At 72.0% G+C, this 22827-nt stretch carries 21 protein-coding genes and 3 tRNA genes; 20 read left to right on the top strand and 4 right to left on the bottom strand.

Annotation, left to right across the window (positions count from 1 at the left end):
• The 10 genes from JAN01S_RS06160 to JAN01S_RS06205 form a co-directional block, all read left to right on the top strand.
• Positions 1-728 (top strand): SDR family oxidoreductase (locus JAN01S_RS06160; RefSeq protein WP_157075632.1); only part of this gene is annotated, 728 nt, incomplete at its 5' end.
• The gene (locus tag JAN01S_RS06165) at positions 728-1543 is read left to right on the top strand and encodes an SDR family oxidoreductase (RefSeq protein WP_306305656.1); all 816 of its coding nucleotides are present in this window, start codon (positions 728-730) and stop codon (positions 1541-1543) included. The genes JAN01S_RS06160 and JAN01S_RS06165, both read left to right, overlap by 1 nt.
• Positions 1540-3066: a class I adenylate-forming enzyme family protein gene (locus JAN01S_RS06170; protein WP_068315277.1), complete on the top strand. Its 1527-nt coding sequence runs from the start codon at positions 1540-1542 to the stop codon at positions 3064-3066. Before JAN01S_RS06165 ends, JAN01S_RS06170 begins: the two co-directional genes overlap by 4 nt.
• A 17-nt stretch (positions 3067-3083) precedes the next feature.
• Positions 3084-4301 carry an acyl-CoA dehydrogenase family protein gene (locus JAN01S_RS06175; RefSeq protein WP_068315281.1) on the top strand — a complete coding sequence of 406 codons (1218 nt, stop codon included), beginning with the start codon at positions 3084-3086 and terminating at the stop codon, positions 4299-4301.
• Positions 4294-5472: an acyl-CoA dehydrogenase family protein gene (locus JAN01S_RS06180; RefSeq protein WP_068315284.1), complete on the top strand. Its 1179-nt coding sequence runs from the start codon at positions 4294-4296 to the stop codon at positions 5470-5472. The genes JAN01S_RS06175 and JAN01S_RS06180 overlap by 8 nt, the downstream gene beginning before the upstream one ends.
• Positions 5469-6545: an acyl-CoA dehydrogenase family protein gene (locus JAN01S_RS06185; protein WP_068315287.1), complete on the top strand. Its 1077-nt coding sequence runs from the start codon at positions 5469-5471 to the stop codon at positions 6543-6545. Before JAN01S_RS06180 ends, JAN01S_RS06185 begins: the two co-directional genes overlap by 4 nt.
• Positions 6546-6585: 40 nt before the next feature.
• Positions 6586-7782 (top strand): acetyl-CoA C-acyltransferase, encoded by a 1197-nt coding sequence (locus tag JAN01S_RS06190; protein WP_068315291.1) that lies wholly within the window; start codon positions 6586-6588, stop codon positions 7780-7782.
• Positions 7783-7807: 25 nt separating this feature from the next.
• Positions 7808-10984, top strand: a complete 3177-nt coding sequence (locus JAN01S_RS06195; protein ID WP_068315294.1) for a carboxyl transferase domain-containing protein — start codon at positions 7808-7810, stop codon at positions 10982-10984.
• 14 nt (positions 10985-10998) lie between these two features.
• On the top strand, positions 10999-12672 hold the full coding sequence (locus tag JAN01S_RS06200) for an AMP-binding protein (RefSeq protein WP_068315298.1): 1674 nt from the start codon (positions 10999-11001) through the stop codon (positions 12670-12672).
• A 175-nt stretch (positions 12673-12847) separates the two neighbouring features.
• A complete protein-coding gene (locus JAN01S_RS06205; RefSeq protein WP_068315301.1) occupies positions 12848-14149 on the top strand; it encodes an MFS transporter in 1302 nt (433 codons plus the stop codon).
• Between the two features lie 96 nt (positions 14150-14245).
• Here JAN01S_RS06205 and JAN01S_RS06210 read toward each other — a convergent pair whose 3' ends face one another.
• The gene (locus JAN01S_RS06210) at positions 14246-14740 is read right to left on the bottom strand and encodes a YajQ family cyclic di-GMP-binding protein (protein ID WP_007928706.1); all 495 of its coding nucleotides are present in this window, start codon (positions 14738-14740) and stop codon (positions 14246-14248) included.
• Between the two features lie 69 nt (positions 14741-14809).
• Here JAN01S_RS06210 and JAN01S_RS06215 point away from each other — a divergent pair.
• Positions 14810-14895, top strand: a tRNA-Tyr gene (locus JAN01S_RS06215).
• A 76-nt stretch (positions 14896-14971) separates the two neighbouring features.
• Here JAN01S_RS06215 and JAN01S_RS06220 read toward each other — a convergent pair.
• On the bottom strand, positions 14972-15631 hold the full coding sequence (locus tag JAN01S_RS06220) for a hypothetical protein (protein WP_068315304.1): 660 nt from the start codon (positions 15629-15631) through the stop codon (positions 14972-14974).
• A gap of 105 nt (positions 15632-15736) precedes the next feature.
• On the opposite strand from JAN01S_RS06220, the gene JAN01S_RS06225 reads away from it, so the two are divergent.
• The 9 genes from JAN01S_RS06225 to JAN01S_RS06265 all read left to right on the top strand — a co-directional run bounded on the left by JAN01S_RS06225 (position 15737) and on the right by JAN01S_RS06265 (position 21140).
• Positions 15737-16372: a DNA-3-methyladenine glycosylase I gene (locus JAN01S_RS06225; protein ID WP_068315307.1), complete on the top strand. Its 636-nt coding sequence runs from the start codon at positions 15737-15739 to the stop codon at positions 16370-16372.
• Entirely contained in the window at positions 16365-16799 is a 435-nt protein-coding gene (locus JAN01S_RS06230) for an acyl-CoA thioesterase (RefSeq protein ID WP_068315310.1), read from the top strand. The genes JAN01S_RS06225 and JAN01S_RS06230 overlap by 8 nt, the downstream gene beginning before the upstream one ends.
• Positions 16800-16856: 57 nt before the next feature.
• Positions 16857-18434, top strand: coding sequence for a choice-of-anchor I family protein (locus tag JAN01S_RS06235; protein WP_068315313.1), 1578 nt, complete (start codon positions 16857-16859; stop codon positions 18432-18434).
• Positions 18435-18564: 130 nt separating this feature from the next.
• Positions 18565-18637: transfer RNA gene (locus JAN01S_RS06240), tRNA-Thr, on the top strand.
• 39 nt (positions 18638-18676) lie between these two features.
• Positions 18677-18750 (top strand) — tRNA-Met (locus JAN01S_RS06245).
• Between the two features lie 171 nt (positions 18751-18921).
• Entirely contained in the window at positions 18922-19092 is a 171-nt protein-coding gene (gene rpmG / locus JAN01S_RS06250; RefSeq protein WP_068315316.1) for a 50S ribosomal protein L33, read from the top strand.
• 91 nt (positions 19093-19183) lie between these two features.
• A complete protein-coding gene (locus JAN01S_RS06255) occupies positions 19184-19630 on the top strand; it encodes an FAS1-like dehydratase domain-containing protein (RefSeq protein WP_068315319.1) in 447 nt (148 codons plus the stop codon).
• Between the two features lie 2 nt (positions 19631-19632).
• Positions 19633-20067, top strand: coding sequence for a MaoC family dehydratase (locus JAN01S_RS06260; protein WP_068315322.1), 435 nt, complete (start codon positions 19633-19635; stop codon positions 20065-20067).
• Positions 20067-21140, top strand: a complete 1074-nt coding sequence (locus JAN01S_RS06265; protein ID WP_068315325.1) for a UDP-N-acetylmuramate dehydrogenase — start codon at positions 20067-20069, stop codon at positions 21138-21140. Before JAN01S_RS06260 ends, JAN01S_RS06265 begins: the two co-directional genes overlap by 1 nt.
• A 124-nt stretch (positions 21141-21264) precedes the next feature.
• Here JAN01S_RS06265 and JAN01S_RS06270 read toward each other — a convergent pair whose 3' ends face one another.
• Both JAN01S_RS06270 and JAN01S_RS06275 read right to left on the bottom strand, forming a co-directional pair.
• On the bottom strand, positions 21265-22314 hold the full coding sequence (locus tag JAN01S_RS06270) for an adenosine deaminase (RefSeq protein ID WP_068315328.1): 1050 nt from the start codon (positions 22312-22314) through the stop codon (positions 21265-21267).
• Positions 22311-22826 carry a DUF5709 domain-containing protein gene (locus JAN01S_RS06275; protein WP_068315331.1) on the bottom strand — a complete coding sequence of 172 codons (516 nt, stop codon included), beginning with the start codon at positions 22824-22826 and terminating at the stop codon, positions 22311-22313. Before JAN01S_RS06275 ends, JAN01S_RS06270 begins: the two co-directional genes overlap by 4 nt.
• Position 22827: the final 1 nt, after the last annotated feature.

The raw sequence follows: 22827 nt of genomic DNA on the forward strand, positions 1-22827 counted from the left end.
CCGGCGCGGCCCGGGGCATCGGCGCGGGCGTCGCCCGCCGGCTCGCGGCCGACGGGATGGCCGTCGCCGGCCTCGACCTGGACGAGTCGGCCTGCCGCTCCGTCGTCGACGAGATCACCGCGGCCGGGGGACGTGCCCTCGCCGTGGGCGCTGACGTCGCCGACCCGGAGCAGGTCGAGGCCGCGGTCCAGCGCATCGCCGACGAGCTCGGAGCGCCGACCGTCCTGGTCAACAACGCGGGCATCATCCGCGACAACCTCATCTTCAAGATGACCGTCGAGGACTGGGACGCCGTCATGGCGGTCCACCTGCGCGGCGCCTTCCTCATGACCAAGGCCTGCCAGGCCCACATGACCGCGGCGAGGTATGGCCGGATCGTCAACCTCTCCTCGACCTCGGCCCAGGGCAACCGCGGTCAGGTCAACTACTCGGCGGCCAAGGCCGGTATGCAGGGCTTCACCAAGACCCTGGCCATCGAGCTCGGCACGTTCGGCGTGACGGCCAACGCGATCGCCCCGGGCTTCATCGAGACCGAGATGACCGCCGAGACCGCGGCCCGCATCGGCATCGGCTTCGACGAGCTGAAGCAGATGGCGAGCCAGCAGGCCGCCGTCGCCCGCACCGGCCGCCCCGAGGACATCGCGCACGCCGTGTCCTTCTTCGTCAGCGAGGGCGCCGGGTTCACCACCGGCCAGGTCCTCTACGTCGCCGGCGGGCCGTGCGACTGATGGGGACCATGGAGCTGACCGGCAAGGTCGCGATCATCACCGGTGCTGCCGGCGGCATCGGTGCCGCGCTCGCCGAGGCGCTGCTCGCCGCAGGTGCCCGCGTCGTGGTCTCCGACCTCGACGAGGCGCGCCTGGCCGAGACGGCCGAGCGCATCGGCGCGGTCGCCGTGCCCGGCGACGCCTCGAGCGAGGCCGTCATCTCGGCAATGGTCGCCGCGGCGGAGGAGCACTACGGCCCGGTCGACCTCTTCTTCGCCAATGCCGGCGTGGGCGACGGCTCCGGCCTCGCCGCCACCGACGAGCAGTGGCGCACGGCCCTCGACGTCAACGTGCTCGCGCACGTGCGGGCGGCACGTCTGCTCGTGCCCGGATGGGTCGAGCGCGGCAGCGGCTGGTTCGTCTCGACGGCCTCGGCGGCCGGGCTGCTCACCCAGATCGGGTCGGCGACCTACTCCGTCACCAAGCACGGTGCGGTCGCCTTCGCCGAGTGGCTCGCGGTCACCTACGGCGACCGTGGCGTCGGCGTCAGCTGCTTGTGCCCGATGGGCGTCGACACCGACATGCTGCGCGGCGGGATGACCTCGTCCGGGGGAGAAGGGGGCCGGGTCGCCGCGGCCGCCGTCACCGGCGCCGGTGAGGTCCTCGCCCCGCGCGACGTCGCCGACCAGGTGCTCGCCGCCGTCACCGAGGGGACCTTCCTCATCACCCCGCACGCCGACGTGCGGGAGTTCGTCCGCCGCAAGGCCGCCGACCACGACCGCTGGATCCACGGCATGCAGCGCTACCAGCAGCACCTGATGGGAGATGCACGATGAGCAACGCCGCCGGACTGGTCTGGACCTGGGCCGACACGACGCCCGACGTCCTCGCCCTGCGCGAGAGGGAGCGCACCTGGACCTTCGCGCAGCTGCGTGAGGGCGTCCGGGGCGCGATGGAGGAGCTCACCGAGCGGGGCGTGCGACCGGGCGACCGGGTGCTCGTCGTCGTGCCGACGAGCGCCGAGTTCGTCCTGACCTACCACGCGCTCCTCGCCCTCGGCGCGACCGCGGTGACGGTCAACCCGCTGTGCACCCCGCGCGAGCTGACCCACTTCGTGCAGGACGCCGGCTGCACCTTCGCGATCGGCTGGCACGAGGGTGCCGGCCCGGTCACCGAGACCGCGGCGGCGGAGCAGCTGCCCCTGTGGCTGCTGGAGCCGGGGTGCGTGCGCGCGCCCGAGTGGGCGCCCGACCCGCGGGAGGTCGGCGCGCAGGACGCCGCCGTGCTCCTCTACACGTCGGGCACCACGGGTGCGCCCAAGGGTGCGGTCCTCACCCACGCCAACCTGCTGGCGTGCGGCGCTGGCTTCGCCGAGGCGCTCCAGGTGACCGGCGAGGACCGGATGGCCACCGCCCTTCCGCTCTTCCACGTCTTCGGCCAGGCCGCCGTGATGTTCACCGTCTTCACCGCCGGCGGCTCGATGTCGCTGCAGCGCCCCTTCGACCCGGCGGGACTGCTGCGCATGGCCGCAGACCAGCAGCTGACGTCGCTCGCCGGGGTGCCGACGATGTGGAACGCGATGCTCCACGCCGAGACAGACGTGACCGCCGCCGACCTGACCAACCTGCGTCTGGCCTGCTCCGGTGGCGCCGCCCTGCCCCTCGAGGTCGCCAAGGCCTTCCGGGACCGTTTCGGCGCGATGGTGCTCGACGGCTACGGGCTGAGCGAGACGACCGGCGCCGCGAGCTTCAACCGCGAGATCCACCCGCGCAAGGAGATGAGCGTCGGCCGCGCCCTCGACGGCTGCAAGCTCGCGATCTTCGACGACGACCGCAACCAGCTGCCGCCCGGCGAGGTCGGTGAGGTGGCCATCGCCGGCCCGGTCGTCATGCGCGAGTACTGGGGCCGGCCCGAGGCGACCGACGCCGTGCGGGACGGCGAGTGGTTCTTCACCGGCGACATCGGTCGCATGGACGAGGACGGCGACCTGTGGATCGTCGACCGCAAGAAGGACCTGGTCATCCGCGGTGGCTACAACGTCTACCCGCGCGAGGTCGAGGAGGTCCTCTACGGGCACCCCGACGTCCTCGAGGCCGCGGTCATCGGTGTCGCGGACGAGCGACTCGGCGAGGAGATCGCCGCGGTCATCACGCCGCAGCCCGGAGCGAGCATCGACGCCGGCGCGATGCGCGCCTGGCTCGAGGAGCGCGTCGCGGCGTACAAGGTGCCGCGCATCTACCGCATCGTCGAGGAGCTGCCCAAGGGCGCGACGGGCAAGATCCTCAAGAGGCAGATCGACCGCGACGACGTCGCGACCACCGGCGAACGGCCCACCCGGGCCGACGCCCCCACCACCTGAGACGAGAGGAGCGAGCCGTGGACTTCACGACCGACGCGCGGACGACCGAGCTGCAGGAGCAGCTGACCGCCTTCATGGACGAGCACGTCTACCCCATCGAGGCGACCTACCAGGAGCAGCTCGACGCTGCCCCGGACCGGTGGTCCCCGCCGCCGGTCATCGAGCAGGCCAAGGAGGCCGCCCGCAGCCAGGGGCTGTGGAACCTCTTCCTCCCCGGCGAGGACGGGGCCGGGCTGACCAACCTGCAGTACGCGCCGCTGTGCGAGACACTCGGCCGCAGCCTGCACATCGCCCCCGTCGCCACCAACTGCGCGGCACCGGACACGGGCAACATGGAGGTGCTGCACATGTTCGGCACCGACGAGCAGAAGGAGCAGTGGCTCACCCCGCTGCTCGCCGGCGAGATCCGGTCGGCCTTCGCCATGACCGAGCCGCGGGTCGCCAGCTCCGACGCGACCAACATCGAGACCTCGATCGTGCGCGACGGTGACGAGTACGTCATCAACGGCCGCAAGTGGTACATCTCCGGCGCGATGAACCCCAACGCCAAGGTCTTCATCCTCATGGGCAAGACCGACCCGTCGGCCGACCGCCACCAGCAGCAGTCGATGATCCTCGTGCCCCGCGACACCCCGGGCGTCGACGTGCGCCGCGGGATGAAGGTCCTCGGCTACGACGACCGCGACCACGGTGGCCACGCCGAGATCGACTTCACCGACGTGCGGGTGCCGGCGAGCAACCTGATCGGCGAGGAGGGCTCGGGCTTCGCCATCGCCCAGGCCCGCCTCGGTCCCGGACGCATCCACCACTGCATGCGCCTCATCGGCATCGCCGAGCGCTCGCTCGAGATGATGATCGACCGGGCCGCCGACCGGGTCGCCTTCGGCAAGCCGCTGTCCGACCAGGGCGTCGTCCGCGACTGGATCGCGGAGTCGCGGGTGCGCATCGAGCAGCTGCGCCTGCTCACCCTCAAGGCGGCCTGGCTCATGGACACCGTGGGCAACAAGGGCGCGCACACCGAGATCCAGGCGATCAAGATCGCGGCCCCCTCGACCGTCGAGTGGATCGTCGACAAGGCCGTGCAGGTCCACGGTGCCGGCGGCCTGAGTCAGGACTTCCCGGTCGCCGAGTGGTGGGCCCAGGTGCGCACCCTGCGCTTCGCGGACGGCCCCGACGAGGTCCACAAGAACGCCCTCGCCCGCCACGAGATCCGCAGGAGGACCGCCCGTGCCTGACCGGACCGATCTCGCCCAGCGGGTCGCCGACCTCCTCGAGGCGCACGACCCGCAGATGACGCCTCCTGCTGATTTTCTCGGCGCGCAGTTCGACGCCGGTCTGGCCTGGGTGCACTTCCCGGAGGGGAAGGGGGGACTCGGCCTGCCCCGTGGCCGGCAGGCCGAGGTCGACGCCCTCCTCGAGGAGGCGGGTGCACCGCGACCGGACTTCGGCCGCAACAGCATCGGGCTCGGCATGGCCGCGCCGACGATGCTCGCCCTCGGCAGCGAGGAGATGCAGCAGCGTCACCTGCGCCCGATCTTCACCTGCACCGAGATCTGGTGCCAGCTCTTCAGCGAGCCGGGAGCCGGCTCGGACCTCGCCGGCGTCGCCACGCGTGCGGTGCCGGACGGGGACGAGTGGGTCGTCGACGGGCAGAAGGTGTGGACCTCCGGCGCGCACAACGCCGACTTCGCCATCCTGCTGGCCCGCACCGACACCTCCGTGCCGAAGCACGCCGGCATGACCTACTTCCTCGTCGACATGACCGACCCGGGCGTCGAGGTGCGACCCCTGCGCCAGCTGACCGGCGAGGCGGAGTTCAACGAGGTCTTCCTCTCCGGCGTGCGCGTCCACGACCGCAACCGCGTCGGCGCGGTGGGCGAGGGATGGCGGGTCGCGACGACGACGCTCAACAACGAGCGCGTGGCCATCGGTGCCGGTGCCGACCGCGAGCCCGGCCAGATCGGCCTGGTCACCGAGCGGTGGCGCACCGACCCGTCGGTGCGCACGCCCGGCCTGCACGCCGAGCTCATGCACTGGTGGGTCGAGGTCGAGGTGACCCGCCTGGCCGGCGAGCGCCTGCGCCAGGGACTCGAGGCCGGGCAGCCCGGCCCCGAGAGTTCGGCGATGAAGCTCGCCTTTGCCCACCAGGCGCAGCAGGTGAGCGGCTTCGCCCTCGAGCTGGCGCCCGAGGAGGGCCTGACCTACCACGACTGGACGATGGTGCGACCCGAGGGCGGCTCCTTCCTCGGGCACGGCCCCGGCTACCGCTACCTGCGGGCCAAGGGCAACTCGATCGAGGGGGGCACGAGCGAGATCATGCGCAATGTCATCGCCGAGCGGGTGCTCGGCCTGCCCCCGGACCACCGCCCCGACAAGGGCATTCCCTTCAAGGACGTGCCGCGATGACCGACCTGCTCTACACCGATGTCGAGGAGTCGCTGCGCTCCAGCGTCCGCTCGACCCTGGCCCGCTCGCTCGACGAGGACCTGCCCGCCCGGCTGGCCGACGAGCCCGACACCGACGTGAGCGGCCTGTGGCGCGAGCTCGCCGAGCAGCTCGGCCTCGCCGGTCTGCTCGTGCCCGAGTCCCTCGGCGGGGTCGGCGCCGGCCCACGCGAGGCGGCCGTCGTCCTCGAGGAGCTCGGCCGCGCGGTCGCGCCGGTGCCCTTCCTCACCAGTGCCGTCATCGCCACGAGCGCGCTGCTGGCCGCCGGTGACGAGGAGCTGCTGCCGCAGCTCGCCGCTGGCGAGCGCACCGCCGTCCTCGTCCTGCCCTGGACCGCGCGCCGTGGCGCGTGGACGCCGGTGCAGGGCACGGCCGAGCCGGTCGCCGGTGCCCTCGGGGCCGACGTCTTCCTCGTGCCGACCACGGGCGAAGGGGGCGTGACCTCCCTTCGTGCCCTCGGTCGCGACGAGGTCGAGCTGGAGCCGATCACCTCGCTCGACATGACCCGACCGCTCGCGCGGGTGACGGTCGCCGGGCAGGGGAGCGAGGTCGCCTCCGGACAGGCTGCGGACGAGGCCGTCGACGCGGCGCTCGCCGCCGGTGTCGCGCTGCTCGCGTCCGAGCAGCTGGGCCTGGCCCAGTGGTGCCTCGAGACGACCGTGGAGTACGCGAAGACCCGAGTGCAGTTCGCCCGGCCGATCGGCTCCTTCCAGGCGATCAAGCACCGGCTCGCCGACCTGTACCTGCTGCTCGTCGGCACCCAGGCCACCGCCCGTCAGGCGGCGGGTGTGCTCGCCGACGGTGGGGCAGAGCTCGAGCAGCGGATCGCCCAGGCGACCGCGGGCTCGTACTGCTCCGACGCCGCGGTCCACGCGGCCGAGGAGGCCCTGCAGCTGCACGGCGGCATCGGCATGACGTGGGAGCACCGCGTGCACACCCGGCTCAAGCGGGCCAAGGCCGACCAGCTCGCCCTCGGCACCCCCGAGCGGCACCGCAGCGACCTCGCCGCCCTCGTCGACCTGCCCGTGGCCTGACCCCACCCGACCCACCCCCTTCGACCCACCAGGAGTGACCATGCGCGAAGCAGTCATCGTCTCCACCGCACGTACCCCGATCGGCCGCGCCTACCGCGGCGCCTTCAACGACACCCAGGCCCAGGAGCTCATCGGGCACGCCGTGCGGCACGCCGTCGAGCGCGCCGGCGTCGAGGGCGAGCGCATCGAGGACGTCGTCATCGGCGCCGCCATGCAGCAGGGCTCGACCGCGATGAACATCGGCCGCCAGGCCGCCCTGCGCGCCGGCCTGCCCGTGACGGTCGCCGGCATGTCCGTCGACCGGCAGTGCGCCAGTGGCCTCATGGCCATCGCGACCGCGTCCAAGCAGGTCGTCCTCGACGGTCAGGACGTCGCCGTCGGCGGCGGCGTCGACTCGATCTCGCTCGTGCAGAACGAGCACATGAACACCTACCGCGCCCAGGACCCGTGGCTCGTCGAGCACGTCCCGGCGACGTACATGTCGATGCTCGAGACGGCCGAGGTCGTGGCCCAGCGCTATGGCATCAGCCGGGACGCGCAGGACGAGTACGCCCTGCAGTCCCAGCAGCGCACGGCCGCCGCGCAGGAGGCCGGTGCCTTCGACGACGAGATCGTCCCGCTGCCCACGACGATGCTCACCAAGGACAAGGCCACCGGCGAGGTCGGCTCGCAGGAGGTCACCCTGGCCAAGGACGAGGGCAACCGTCCCGGCACGACCATCGAGGACCTGCGCACGCTGGGCCCGGTGCTCGCCAAGGACGGCACGGAGGGGTTCTCGATCACCGCGGGCAACGCCTCGCAGCTGTCCGACGGTGCCTCCGCCGCGGTCGTCATGGAGGCCGCCGAGGCCTCCCGCCGCGGGCTGGAGCCGCTCGGTGCCTTCCGCGGGATGGCGGTCGCCGGGTGCGAGCCGGACGAGATGGGCATCGGGCCCGTCTTCGCCGTACCGAAGCTGCTCAAGCAGCACGGCCTGACCGTCGACGACATCGACCTGTGGGAGCTCAACGAGGCCTTCGCCGTGCAGGCCCTGTACTGCCGCGACACCCTCGGCATCGATCCCGCGAAGTACAACGTCAACGGTGGTGCCATCTCGATCGGCCACCCCTACGGCATGAGTGGTGCGCGCATGGCCGGGCACGTGCTCATCGAGGGTCGGCGCCGCGGCGCGAAGTACGGCGTCGTGACGATGTGCGTCGGCGGCGGCATGGGTGCCGCCGGTCTGTTCGAGATCTTCTGATCACCCCCCGAGCCAGGAGCACAGAGTGAGCGGGTCCGTCTTCGTCGCCAACCGCGGAGAGATCGCCGTCCGGGTCGTCCGGGCGGCCCGGGAGGCCGGTCTCGACGTCGTCGTGGCCGTCACCCGCGCCGAGGCGGACTCGCTCGCCGCGCGCCTGGCGACCGGGGTCCACGAGCTCCCCGGGGACGGGGCGGCGGCCTACCTCGACGCCGCCGCGCTCGTCGCCGGGGCGCTCGAGCACGGGTGCACGCTGCTGCACCCGGGCTACGGGTTCCTCAGCGAGAGCCCGCAGCTGGCCCGGGCCTGTGCCGACGCCGGGGTGACCTTCGTCGGTCCGGACGCGGAGCTGTTGGAGCTCTTCGGCGACAAGGGCAGCGCTCGGGCCGCGGCGGAGCAGTCCGGCGTGCCCGTCCTGCCCGCGACCCCGGTCGGGGTCTCGGCGGCGCAGGTCGCGGACTTCGCGGAGCAGCAGCGCCCGGCGGGCGTGATGATCAAGGCAGCGGCCGGCGGTGGCGGACGCGGGATGCGCGCGGTCCCCGCCGGCACGTCGGTCGACGAGGCGTGGGAGCGAGCCCGCTCCGAGGCCGAGCGCAGCTTCGGCTCCGGTGACCTCTTCGCCGAGCTGTACGTCGAGCGGGCCCGGCACGTCGAGGTCCAGGTCGTCGCGGACGGCGAAGGGGGCGTCGCCCACCTCGGTGAGCGCGACTGCACCCTGCAGCGCCGCTTCCAGAAGGTCGTCGAGGTCGCCCCGGCCCCGCGGCTGCCGGACGCGGTGCGCGCCGACCTGCACCAGGCGGCGGTCCGCCTGCTCACCGGGCGCGGCTACCGCGGCCTCGCCACCGTCGAGTTCCTCCTCGACGCCGACGACCCGACCCGCTGGTGGTTCATCGAGGTCAACCCGCGCCTGCAGGTCGAGCACCCCGTGACCGAGCTCGTGACGGGTGTCGACCTCGTGCTCACCCAGCTGCGCCTGGCGGCGGGGGAGACCCTCGCCGACCTCGGCCTGGCCGCGCCACCGACCGTGACCGGCACGGCGATCGAGCTGCGCGTCGCGGCCGAGCGCGTCGGCAGCACGGGCGAGGCGCTGCCGGCCCACGGCGTCGTCACCGGCCTCGCGCTGCCGACCGGCCCCGGCGTGCGCGTCGACACCCACCTCGTCGAGGGCACCCGGGTCGACGGCTCCTTCGACTCCCTCGTGGCCAAGGTGGTCACCCACAGCCACGGCGGCCTCACCGGTGCCCTGGGCAAGGCCCGCCAGGCACTCGCGGAGTGCGCGGTCGGCGGCGTCGAGACCAACCTCCCGTTGCTGCGCGAGCTGCTCGCCCACGACGACGTCGCGGCGTGGGAGCTGACGACCCAGTGGTTCGCCGGCGCCGGGATCGCGCAGGCCCAGCACGGCACCGAGGGCGCCGACGGGGAGGTGCGGGCCGAGCTGGCCGGCACCGTCGTCGCGGTGCTCGTCGAGGAGGGCCAGCAGGTCGCCGCCGGCACCCCGCTCGTCGTCGTCGAGGCCATGAAGATGGAGCACCTCGTGCCCGCCCCCGTCTCCGGCACGGTCACGTCCGTGCGCACCCGGCCCGGGGTGACGACCGCGCCCGACGACCTGCTCGTGCGGCTGCTCCCTTCGTCCGGGCAGGAGGACACCGGTCCGGTCGACGACGGCCCCGACCTCGACGCCGAGCGGGCCGACCTGACCCGGCTGCGCGAGCGACGCGACCGCCGGCTGGACGAGGCGCGGCCGCAGGCCGTCGCCAAGCGGCACGCGCGGGGACAGCACACGGCGAGGGAAAACATCGCGGACCTGCTCGACGAGGACACCTTCGTCGAGTACGGCGGTCTCGCGGTGGCCGCGCAGCGGGCCCGGCGCAGCGAGGAGGAGCTCATCGCGAGCACCCCGGCGGACGGCATCGTCACCGGCATCGGGGCCGTGGCCGACACCCGCTGTGCCGTCCTCGCCTACGACTACACGGTCCTCGCGGGTACGCAGGGCTACCTCAACCACAAGAAGACCGACCGCATCCTCGAGATCGCCGAGCAGCAGCGCCTCCCGGTCGTCCTCTTCGCCGAAGGGGGCGGAGGTCGCCCCGGCGACACCGACACCACGGTCGCCAGCGGCCTCGACGTGCCGACCTTCGCGACGATGGGTCGGCTGAGCGGACTCGTGCCGAGCGTCGGTATCGCGGCCGGCCGGTGCTTCGCCGGCAACGCCGCGCTCCTGGGGTGCTGCGACGTCATCATCGCCACCCGCGACTCGACGATCGGCATGGGCGGGCCAGCGATGATCGAGGGCGGCGGCCTGGGCGTCTTCGCCCCTGAGGAGGTCGGCCCGATCGAGGTGCAGGGCAGCAACGGCGTCGTCGACGTCGTCGTCGACGACGAGGCCGAGGCGGTCGACGTTGCCCGGCGCTACCTGGGCTACTTCAGCGGATCCGTCGACGAGTGGACCGCCGGCGACCAGCGGCGGCTGCGGCACGTCGTCCCGGAGAACAGGGTGCGTGCCTACGACGTGCGCGCGGCCATCGACGCGCTCGCCGACGAGGGCTCGGTGCTCGAGCTGCGCTCCGGCTTCGCCCCCGGCGTCATCACCGCACTCGTGCGCATCGAGGGCCGCCCGATGGGCCTGGTCGCCAACAACCCGCGGCACCTCGGTGGCGCGATCGACACCCCGGCTGCCGACAAGCTGGCGCGCTTCCTCCAGCTGTGCGACGCGCACGGACTGCCCGTCGTGTCCCTGTGCGACACACCGGGATTCATGGTCGGGCCCGACCACGAGCGCACCGCGACCGTGCGCCACTTCGCCCGGCTCTTCGTCATCGGTGCGCACCTGCGCGTGCCGATGGTGACGGTCGTCCTGCGCAAGGCCTACGGGCTCGGGGCGCAGGCGATGGCGGGCGGCAGCTTCCACCGGCCGGCGGCGACGCTCGCCTGGCCCACGGGCGAGGTCGGGGGGATGGGCCTCGAGGGAGCCGTGCGCCTGGGTTACCGGCGCGAGCTCGACGCGGTGGAGGACCCCACGGAGCGTCGCGCCCTCGAGCAGCGACTGCTCGACGACCTCTACGAGCGCGGGCGGGCGGTCAACGCGGCCGCCGTCGTCGAGCTCGACGACGTCATCGACCCCGTGGACACCCGGCGGTGGATCCTCACCGCCATGTCCACGCCGCCGGTCGGCGGTTCGACGACCCGCTACATCGACACCTGGTGATGCAAGGAGCACACATGGACCTCACCGACCACCTCGCCGAGATCCGTCGACGTCAGGAGCGGGTGCGCCCTGCCGGGGTGCCCCGCGAGGTCGTGCACCCGCTCGGTGAGCTCACCGTGCCCGAGTACGTTGACGCATGGGCGCAGCGCCGGCCCGACCACGCCGCCGTGGTCCACGACGACGTCACGATCGACTACCGCGCACTGGCGGACCGGCACGCCCGGTGGGCCGGATGGCTGCGGTCGAAGGGGGTGGCCCCCGGTGAGCGCGTCGGCGTCCACCTGGGCAACGTGCCCGAGTTCGTCATCGCCTTCCTCGGCACCCTGCGCGCCGGATGCGTGCACGTCCCGGTCAACCCGATGTTCCAGCACGCCGAGCTCGTCCACGAGCTCGACGACTCGGGAGCGAGCGTCGTCGTCACGAGCGCCGCGCTCGCCGAGCGGCTCTGCACCGCCGCGGCGCAGACGCAGGTGCGCACGGTCGTCGTCCTCGCAGGTGAGGGGGACCCCCTTCCGTCCGTCGAGGGCGTCGAGGTGGTGCGGTGGTCCGACACGGTGACCGCAGAGCCCCTCGCCGAGCCGGCCCGCGACCTCGACGCGCTCGCGGCGCTCAACTACACCGGCGGGACGACCGGGCTGCCCAAGGGGTGCGAGCACACGCAGCGGCACATGGTCTACACGGCCGTGAGCGGGGCCGGGGCCAACGGCCTGGCGGGCGAGGAGATCGTCTCGCTGTGCTTCATCCCGGTCTTCTGGATCGCGGGGGAGGACCTGGGCATCCTCATCCCGCTCGTCATGGGCGGGACCACGGTCCTGCTCGAGCGCTGGGACGCCGCGGACGTCGTCGACCTCGTCGAGCGACACCGCGTCACGCTGACCGCTGCGACCGTCGAGAGCTATCTCGACATCCTTGCGCTGCCCGGCATCGAGGAGCGCGACCTGTCCTCCTTCACCGCGCCGATGGCGATGTCCTTCATCCGCAAGCTCACGCCCGAGGTGCGACGGCAGTGGTCGCAGGTCGTGGGGCCCGGGTCGATCCTGCGCGAGGGCTCGTACGGGATGACCGAGAGCCACACGGTCGACGTCGTCCCCTTCGGCCTGCACGAGGACGACCACGACCTGCTGACCGAACCGGTCTTCTGCGGGCTGCCCGTGCCCGGGACGGACGTCGTGGTCGTCGACCCGGTGACCGGCGCGCCGATGGACTTCGGCGAGTCCGGCGAGATCCTCCTGCGCAGCCCGTCGATCATGACCGGCTACTGGCGCAACCCCGAGGCCAGTGCCGAGCAGCTGCGCGACGGATGGCTGCACACGGGGGACACCGGCTACCTCGACGAGGACGGCTGCCTGCACTACCTGGCCCGCAGCAAGGACATGATCAAGGTCAAGGGGATGAGCGTCTTCCCCACAGAGGTGGAGATGATCCTCTCCGGGCATCCCGAGGTTGCTTCTGTCGCAGTGGTGCCCGCCGAGGACGAGGAGACGGGCCAGCGGCCGGTCGCCTTCGTCGGCCTGCGTGCCGCCGACGTCTCCGCGGCCGAGCTCGAGGGCTGGGCGCGCGAGCAGATGGCCGGCTACAAGGTGCCGCTCGTCGAGGTCGTCACGGATTTCCCCATGACCGACACGGGCAAGATCCGCAAGGCCGAGCTGCTCCCGCGGGCGCAGCAGGTCGCCGCCGCGCGCGGCTGACACCCGGCCCGCCCGGGCGGCGTGCCCGGCGCCGGCGCCCGGCGCCGAACCGGCCGCGCGCGGGCCCATCCGCCCGCGTCACTCGTGACCGTCCAGTAAGCGCGGGTGACCCTTGACACAGACCTGAATCACAGTTCAAATACACCTGAATCATCCTTCAAGTACAGGAGTTCACATGACCTCTCCGACAACGACGTCGGACCTCGTGCACGCCCGGGCGACCAAGAAGGCCTTCGTGCGCCTGGTCCCGCTGCTCATGGCCGCGTACTTCATGGCCTTCGTCGACCGCACCAATGTCGGTCTGGCCAAGACCTCGCTCGAGGTCGACGCGGGCATCGACGCCGCGGCCTACGGCTTGGGCGCAGGTCTGTTCTTCATCACCTACGCCGTGCTCGAGGTGCCGAGCAACCTCATCCTCCACCGCGTCGGAGCCAAGGTCTGGATCAGCCGCATCGCGGTCACGTGGGGCCTGATCACGATGGCGATGATGTTCATCTCCAGCCCGACGGTCTTCTACATCCTGCGGCTGCTCCTGGGTGCCGCCGAGGCCGGCCTCTACCCGGGGATCATGTACCTCATCACGACCTGGTTCGCGCAGAAGGACCGCGCGACCGTCGTCGGACTGATCCTCACCGCCTCGTCGGTGGCCTTCATCGTCGCCAACCCCATCGGTGGCGCGCTGATGAAGATGGACGGCATCGCCGGACTGCACGGCTGGCAGTGGCTCTTCGTCCTCGAGGGCATCCCCACGGTCCTGCTCGGCATCTACATCTTCTTCGCCCTGCCCAACTCGCCGGCCACGGCGAGCTGGCTCGAGCCGGAGGAGACCCGCCCGGGCGCGATCATCCGCAACGCGATGTCCAAGCCCTTCCTGCTGACGATCGCCGCGATCTACTTCATGAACCAGATCGCGACCTACGGCGTCGTCTTCTTCGTCCCGTCGATCGTCGAGGCGATGAACGTGACCGACAGCTTCATGATCGGCCTGATCTCCGGTGTCGTCGGGATCGGTGCGGTCATCGGTGTGCTCGTCATCCCACGGATCCTCAAGCGCTCGCCCGGCTCCGAGGTGCGCCTCATCGGCATCACCACCGCCGCCGCGATCGTCTTCGCCCTGGCCTTCATCTCGGTGGGCCACCCGGTGGCCAAGATGATCATCCTCAGCGCGACGATGCTCTTCATCGTCGGCGTCCAACCGCTCTACTGGTCGGTGCTCATGGCCCGCCTCGGCGGGGTCGCCGCGGCGGCCGGACTGGCCTTCGTCAACACCATCGGGCTCACGGGTGCCTTCGTCGGCCCGTACGGCTTCGGGCTGGCGGAGACGGCGACCGGCTCGCCGTCCTCGGGCCTGTGGGTCCTCGTCGCCGCGACCGCCATCGGCCTGCTGTGCGTGCCGCTGCTCGGCGTCCTGCTCGCCCGGCACGACCGCACCGCCTCCGCGAAGGAGCCGGACGAGGCGGTCCCGGTCGCCCTCTGACCCGTGGACGACGGAGCCGGCCGTGACGACGCGTGGTCGTCACAGCCGGCTCTGCCGTGCCCGAGGAGGACGAAGGGGGGCGCGTCGCCCCCTTCGTCAGCGGTAGTTGGTGAACTGCAGCGCGACGTCCAGGTCCTTGCCCTTGAGCAGGGCGATGACCTCCTGCAGCTCGTCGCGGGACTTGCCGGTGACGCGCAGCTCGTCGCCCTGGATCTGCGGCTTGATGCCCTTGGGGCCCTCGTCGCGGATGATCTTGGAGATCTTCTTCGCGTTGTCCTGGTCGATGCCCTCCTTGGTCGGGCCCGAGAGGACGTACTCCTTGCCGGAGGCCTGTGGCTCCTTGTCGCCGAAGTCGATGTTCTTCAGCGAGACGCCGCGGCGCACGAGCTTGGACTCGAAGACGTCGAGGACGGCGAGCACGCGGTCGGCACTGTTGGCCTTGATGACGACGTTGTCGCCGCTCCACTCGATGGAGGCGCCGACACCCTTGAAGTCGTAGCGCTGCGAGACCTCCTTCGCCGCCTGGTTGAGGGCGTTGTCGACCTCCTGGCGGTCGACCTTGCTGACGATGTCGAAGCTGCTGGTGGCCATGGTGTGCGCTCTCCTGGTGCCGGAATTGCGTTGATGGGCGGTCGGCTTGCTATCCTTCCAGACGCACACGGCAGGTTGTCCGAGCGGCCAATGGAAACGGACTGTAAATCCGTCGGGTTATCCCTACGAAGGTTCGAATCCTTCACCTGCCACCAGCAGTGCACGAAGGCCCTCGGGAGTGCTCCCGGGGGCCTTCGCCGTCTCCGGTGGCGTCACCGGAGGGTGCCGTGGTCAGTTGGCGATCCCTCCGCACAGCGCGGGCATGGTCGCGGAGAAGGGGATGCCGGAGCCGGGCACGAGCGGGGCCTCACCGGCGTCGGTGAGGCTGTAGGTGCCGTCACCGTCGACGTCGACGCCGTGCACGACCACCTGGACGGTGTCGGCATTGGCCAGCCCGGAGTCGTTGCGGAAGGTGCGGCTGTAGCTCAGGTGACCGGTCTCGTCCGCGACGGCGTAGCGATCCAGCGCCAGTGCGCTCGAGGCGGTGGTGTCACCCGTCGTCGTCAGCGAGGTGAGGATGCCGCCGTAGAACGGTCCCCCCTCGGGCACGGACACGAAGCCGTCCCCGTCGGTGTCGGCGCCCGGCCCGGGGCACCCGTTGTCGGTCGCCGCCCCGTCGACGCCGTGCAGGTGCATGGCGTGGGGGAGGCCGGGAGCCAGCCCGTCAGCGGTGACCTGGACCCGGATCTTGCCGTTGGGCAGCGTCGTGATCCGGGTGGTGCCGCTCGCCGCGGCGTTGGGGACGCTCGAGGACTGGACGGCGGTCAGGGCGTAGGCGTAGCTGTCGACCCGGTCCGAGGGGTTGGTGTCGTGGGCGGCGAAGGCTGCGCCGGACGCTGCGAAGGTCGAGGCGGTGACGGCCGCGGCCGCGGTGACGAGACGGAACTTCATGGCGGACTCCCTTGTCGTCGGCCCGACGGCTCGGACCGTTGCTGGGAGTTCGTCGCGCGCGCCCGGTGCGGATGGGTCGTCGGTGCCGGGTGGCACGATGCCCGCATGGACGTGGTGGTCGGAGAGGACGGGCTGGCGCGGCCGGCGTGGGCGGACGGGCGCGGCGCCCACGGTGAGCTGCTGCGCAGCTACTACGACACCGAGTGGGGCATGCCCGTGCGCGACGAGCGCGGGCTCTTCGAGCGGCTGAGCCTCGAGGCCTTCCAGTCCGGGTTGTCGTGGGCGACGATCCTCGCCAAGCGCGAGGCCTTCCGTGCGGCCTTCGCCGGCTTCGACCCGGACGTCGTCGCGACCTATGGCGAAGGGGAGGTCGCCCGCCTCATGCAGGACGCGGGGATCGTGCGCAACCGCGCCAAGATCGAGGCGACGATCCGCAATGCCGGCGCGACGATCTCCCTTCGCGACGAAGGAGGTCTGCCGCAGCTCATCTGGTCGTACCGGCCGGACCGCACCCCGACGCCGCGGACGATGGCGGACGTCCCGACGACCTCGGACGAGTCGCGGGCCCTGGCCCGCGAGCTCAAGCGGCGCGGGTTCGCCTTCGTCGGACCGACGACCGCCTTCGCGCTCATGGAGGCGGTCGGCATGGTCGACACCCACCTGCTCGACAGCCACCGACGCGGCTCGTCGGGTCTGTGGCGGGCGGACGGGATGCCGGTGGAGGATGGCCCACGTGAGTGAGATCTTCGACCGCGCCCGCTACCCGCACTGGGTGACCGTCCCGACGCGCTGGAGCGACAACGACCAGTTCGGCCACGTCAACAACGCCGTGCACTACTCGGTGATGGACACGACGATCAACAACTGGCTCAAGGCGCACGACTTCGACGTCGCGCAGGGTGGCGACACGATCAACCTCATCCCCGAGACCGGCTGCCGCTACCTCGCCGAGATCTCCTACCCGGACGCCTTCGAGGTCGGCCTGCGGGCGCTGTCGGTCGGCCGGTCGAGCGTGCGCTGGGAGTGCGCGCTCGTGCGGCAGAGCGACGGAGCGCTCGTCGCGCTCGCGACCTCTGCACACGTCTTCGTCGATGCCGTCACCCGGCGCCCGACGGCCGTGCCCGACGCCCTCAGGCCATCTCTGGAGGAACTCGTCGCCGACGATTAAGGCGTCGTTCACCCGGACGTCGCCGGGGTTGGCGGGCGCGCTGCCTAGGTTCCGGGCATGCACACCCCTGTCACGCGCCCCCGTCGCGCTGCCCTCACCCTCGCCCTGTCCGCCGCCCTCGTCGCTCCGCTCGGAGCCGGGCTGGCCGCCGCCGCCCCCACCGACGACGTCACGCTGAGCCCGCTCGGCACCTACTCCGCCGGCGCCTTCGACGAGGGCGCCGCCGAGATCGTCGCCCACGACCCGGGCACCCAGCGCGCCTTCGTCGTCAACGCCCTCGCCGGGACCGTCGACGTGCTCGACATCTCCGACCCGAGCGCGCCGACCAAGGTCGACACCCTCGAGACCCCCGGCGCCAACAGCGTCGCCGTGGCCAAGGGCGTCGTCGCCGTCGCGCAGCAGGCCGACGACAAGCAGCAGCCGGGCTCCGTCTCCTTCTTCGACGCCCGCACCCTCGAGGCGACCCGCACCGTCACCGCGGGCGCGCTGCCCGACATGGTCGCCCTGAGCGACAACGGCCGGTACGCCGTCGTGGCCAACGAGGGGGAGCCGGAGGGCTACGAGGCGGGCCAGGTCGACCCCGAGGGCAGCGTCTCGGTCATCGACGTGAAGAAGGGCACCGTGCGCACCGCGGACTTCACCGCGTGGAACGGCAAGGCCGACGAGCTGCGCGCAGCGGGCGTGCGCATCTTCGGCCCCGGTGCCACCGTCGCGCAGGACCTCGAGCCCGAGTACGTGACGATCAGCGGCAACGGCCGCACCGCCTGGGTGACCCTGCAGGAGAACAACGCGATCGCCACCGTCGAGCTGGCCAGCGCCACGGTCACCGACATCGACGCCCTGGGCACCAAGGACCACTCCGTGGCGGGCTTCGGGCTGGACGCGTCCAACAAGGACGACGCCGTCAACATCGCCACCTGGCCGGTCAAGGGCGTGTACATGCCCGACGGTGTCGAGTCCTTCCGCACCGGCGGCAGCGAGTACCTCATCACGGCCAACGAGGGTGACGCCCGTGAGTACGACGGCTTCGAGGAGGAGCTCGAGGTCGGCGACGTCGAGCTCGACCCCGAGGTCTTCCCCAACGCCGAGGAACTGCAGGAGAACGAGAACCTCGGCAAGCTGAAGATCACCTCCACCTCGCCCAAGGGCGAGAACGGCTACACCGAGCTGCACTCCTTCGGCGGGCGCTCGGTCACCATCCGGGACGCCGCCACGGGTGAGCTCGTGTGGGACTCCGGCGACTCCTTCGAGCAGATCGTCGCCGAGCAGGCGCCCGAGCTGTTCAACGCCGACAACGCCGAGAACGGCGCCGACGACCGCAGCGACAACAAGGGCCCGGAGCCCGAGGGGGTCGAGATCGGTCGGGTCGACGGACGCACTCTCGCCTTCGTCGGCCTCGAGCGCACGAGCGGCATCATCACGATCGACGTGACCGACCCGCACGCGCCCACGATCGTCGACTACACCCACAACCGAGTTGTCGACGGTGACCCGGAGGCCGGCACGGCCGGCGACCTGGGTCCGGAGGGCCTGCACTTCGTGTCCAAGGGTGACTCGCCGACCGGCTCCCCGCTGCTCATCGTGGGCAACGAGGTCTCCGGCACGACGACGATCTGGCAGGTCGGCACGCACTGAGTGACCCGCACCGACGGGTGATCGGGGGCCGGGCCGCAGGCGGTTCGGTCCCCGATTTCATGTCCACGGCATCTGCCGTGTAATCTCTCCCGAGGTTGTCCACCGGATCGCTTCGGTCCGGAGGGTTCCCGCCCCCTTAGCTCAGTCGGCAGAGCGTTTCCATGGTAAGGAAAAGGTCGTCGGTTCGATTCCGACAGGGGGCTCGGGTCCGGCCCGCGCCACGTGCGCAGGTCGACCGCCAAGGCGGGGTAGCTCAGCTGGTTAGAGCGCACGACTCATAATCGTGAGGTCGCGGGATCGAGCCCCGCTCCCGCTACGCAGCACCACGGGTGCGAGCGACCATCGATTTCCGGTGGCTGTCGCCCGTGGACTATTCTTGTGCGTCGCCGTGTTGCACCGTCCGGTCGCAGCACCACATGCACCTCCCGCCCAGCGCAGACCGGCGCAGGCGAGTACCACCCGAAGTGTCTGAGAGCAGGTTCTTACCGTGGCATCCAAGAGCGCCGACGTCCGCCCCAAGATCACCCTGGCGTGCACGGAGTGCAAGGAGCGGAACTACATCACCAAGAAGAACCGCCGCAACAACCCCGACCGCATGGAGCTCGCGAAGTTCTGCTCGCGGTGCCGCAAGCACACGCCGCACCGCGAGACCCGCTGAGCCCAGCACCTCGCACCACCACGATGCGGCCGTCGAGCACCTGCTCGGCGGCCGCATCGTCGTGCCCGGGGCGGCCGCCTAGACTGCCCGCATGGCCGTGAACGAGGACTACCTGGGTCGCACCTACGACCCCACACCCCCCTTCCAGGTCGGGCGCGAGCACATCCGTGACTTCGCCGAGGCGGTCGGCGCGGTGGACCCGGTCCACCACGACGTCGAGGCCGCCCGCGCCGCCGGCTACGCCGACCTCGTCGCCCCGCCGACCTTCGCGGTCATCCCCGGGCAGCGCACCGACCGGCAGTTCGTCGCCGACCCCGGCGCCGGCGTCGACTACTCCCGAGTGGTCCACGGCGAGCAGCGCTTCACGCACCACCGCCCGATCGTCGCCGGCGACGAGCTGCGCGGCGTCCTGCACATCGACGCCATCCGCGCGGCCGGCGGCCACCAGATGGTGACGATGCGCAGCGAGATCATCGACGCCGACGACGCGCCGGTGGCGACCAGCCTGTCGACGATCGTCGTGCGAGGAGGAGAGTGACGATGAGCCAGCAGACCGTGCGCCAGTTCTCCGAGGTGAGCGAAGGGGAGTCCCTCCCGCCCCGCTCGATCCCCGTCACCCGGGCCCACCTCGTGCACTACGCCGGCGCCTCCGGCGACCGCAACGTCATCCACTGGGACGAGCGGACCGCCCAGGCCGTCGGCCTGCCCGACGTCATCGCCCACGGCATGTGGACGATGGGCGCCGCCGTGCAGGTCGTCAGCGACTGGGTCGGTGACGCCGGCCGCATCGTCGACTACGGCACCCGCTTCACCAAGCCGGTGCCCGTGCCCCACGACGGCGGCACGAGCATCGACGTCGCGGGCGTGGTCCGCTCGCTCGACGAGGCGAACCGGCAGGCCACGGTCGAGCTGACCGTCACCTGCGGCGACGACAAGGTGCTCGGCCGCTGCCGCGCCGTCGTCCAGCTCGGCTGATGGGCCGCACCGAGCACGGCGCCCCGCTGGCGCCGCTCACGACCATGCGGGTCGGCGGGCCGGCCGACACGCTCGTCACCGCCGAGACCGCTGACGAGGTCATCGCCGCGGTGCGGGCTGCGGACGAGGCGGGGACCCCCCTTCTCCTGCTGTCCGGTGGGTCCAACCTCGTCATCGCGGACGAGGGCTTCCGCGGCACCGTCGTGCGCATCGCGACGAAGGGGGTGCACGTCGAGTCCCGGGACGCGGACCGGGTCCTCGTCACCGTTGCCGCGGGCGAGGTCTGGGACGAGGTCGTCGCCCGGGCCGTCGCCGAGGGATGGTCGGGCATCGAGGCCCTCTCCGGCATCCCCGGTCTCGCCGGGGCGACGCCCGTGCAAAACGTCGGGGCCTACGGCCAGGAGGTCGCCCAGACGATCACCCGCGTGCGCGCCTGGGACCGCGAGGAGCGGCGCGACGTGACCTTCGACGCCGAGCAGTGCGCGTTCACCTACCGCCACTCCGTCTTCAAGGAGACGGGGCGCTACGTCGTCCTCGACGTCACCTTCGCGCTCGGCCTCGGTGGGCTCTCGGCCCCGGTGGCCTATGCCGACCTGGCTCGCCAGCTCGGCGTCGAGCTGGGGGAGCGGGTCCCGCTCGCCGCCGCCCGCGAGGCCGTGCTCGTGCAGCGCGGCAACCGCGGCATGGTGCTCGACGAGGGCGACCACGACACGTGGAGCTGCGGGTCCTTCTTCACCAACCCGATCCTGCCGACCGGGCAGATGGACGCCCTGGTGGCCCGTGCCGCCGAGCGGCTCGGCCCGGAGGGGCCGGTGCCCCCGGTCTTCCCCGCGGGGGAGGGCAGCGTCAAGACGAGCGCGGCCTGGCTCATCGACAAGGCCGGCTTCGGCAAGGGGCACCGCATGCCCGGCCCGGCGGCGCTGTCGACCAAGCACACGCTGGCGATCACCAACCGGGGCGAGGCGACGGCCGCCGACGTCGCCGACCTCGCGCGTGAGGTGCGTGACGGCGTGCAGGCCGCCTTCGGCGTGACGCTCGTCAACGAGCCGGTCTTCGTCGGTCACTCGCTCTAGACCCGACCGCGCATCTCCCCCCCGGGAAATGCAAACCCTCGACGTCAAGAGGTTGCATTTGCCCGGGGAAATGCAAACGCTCGACGTCAAGAGACTGCATTGCCGTAGGGCAACGCGGAGTCCCTCAGGCAGGCGAGGCGAGCCAGTCGTCGATGTCCGTCATCGCCCGCTCGACGACCTCGCGCGGCGCCCGGCTGGCCCGGAAGGAGCCGCGCGCCAGCTCCGCGAGCTGGGTGTCGTCCAGGCCGTGGACGGTGCGGGCGCTCTCGTACTGGTCGAGCAGCCGCGAGTCGAAGAGCAGCGGGTCGTCGGCCCCCAGGGCGATCGTCGCGCCCGCGTCGAGCAGCGAGCCGAGAGGCACGTCGGGTGCCTCGCGGTAGACGCCGAGCGAGACATTGGAGCCGGGGCACACCTCGAGGGCGACGCCGTCCGCGACGATCCGCTCGAGCAGGTGGGGGTCCTCCGCGGCGCGCACCCCGTGCCCGAGTCGGTCCGGGTGGAGGGTCTCGAGGGTCTCGGCCACCGCGTCGGGACCCAGCAGCTCGCCCGCGTGCGGCACGAGCGCCAGCCCGGCCCGGTCCGCGATGCGGAAGGCGGGCTCGAAGTCGGGGGTGGACCCCCTTCGCTCGTCGTTGGACAGGCCGAAGCCGAGGACGCCGTCGGCCCCTCGCCCGGCGTAGCGGGCCGCGAGACGGGCGAGCGTGCGTGCCTCGAGGGGGTGCCGGATGCGGCTGGCGGCCATGAGCACGCCGACCCGGGCCGACCCGGTCTCGTCGGCCGTGGAGTTCACCGAGCGGGCCTCGTCGAGGACGATCTCCATCGCCGGGGTGATGCCCCCGACGAAGGGGGCGTACGACGTCGGGTCGACCTGGATCTCCAGCCAGCGGGAGCCCTCGGCGCCGTCGTCGAGCGCGGCCTCGCGCACGATGCGGCGCATGTCCGCCTCCCCGCGCACGCAGTGGCGCGCGGCGTCGTAGAGCCGTTGGAAGCGGAACCATCCGCGCTCGTCGGCAGCGGACAGCCGCGGCGGATACCCCGAGCGAAGGGAGTCAGGCAGCCGCATCCCGTGGCCGGCGGCCATGTCGCGCACCGTCTCGACACGCATCGACCCGGTGAAGTGCAGGTGCAGGTGGGCCTTGGGCAGGGCCCGCAGGTCCCGCGCCGCGGTGCTCAGGCGCGTGGTCCGGGTTCGTCGCGGGCGTCGCCGTCGATGACGTGCACGGCGGCCTCCTCGGCGGAGGCGGCGCCACCGTCGACCCCGACGTCGCGACCCCAGGCCTGGTCGTCGTGGTCCTCGTGGCTGCCCTCGTCGGGGGAGACGAGCCGGCCGGCCCGGGCGTCGCCGACCTCGCTGTCACCGATCCAGTCGTCCTCGGCGGCGATCGAGTCGGGGTCGTCACCACCGATGCGGTCGGCGCCCCGACGGCCCTGCTCCTCGGCCTCCCAGGAGGGGTCCGGCTCCTCCTGCTTGAGGCGCTGGTCGATCGTCTCGCCCTCGCGCTGCTCAGCGGCGGTGACGCCGTGCGCGTAGGAGCCCCGCGCGGAGTCCGGGGGCGAGTAGCCGGCGTCGAGCGCGTCCTCGTCCCCGGTCCCGTCGCCCACGAGGCTGTCCTGGGGCTGCAGCTGGTCCTCGTCGTCGAGGCTGTAGCTGGTCAGGTCGGTGTCGAGGTTCTCGGACTCTGACATT

The organism is Janibacter anophelis NBRC 107843, from assembly GCF_001570945.1.
Classification (GTDB): domain Bacteria; phylum Actinomycetota; class Actinomycetes; order Actinomycetales; family Dermatophilaceae; genus Janibacter; species Janibacter anophelis.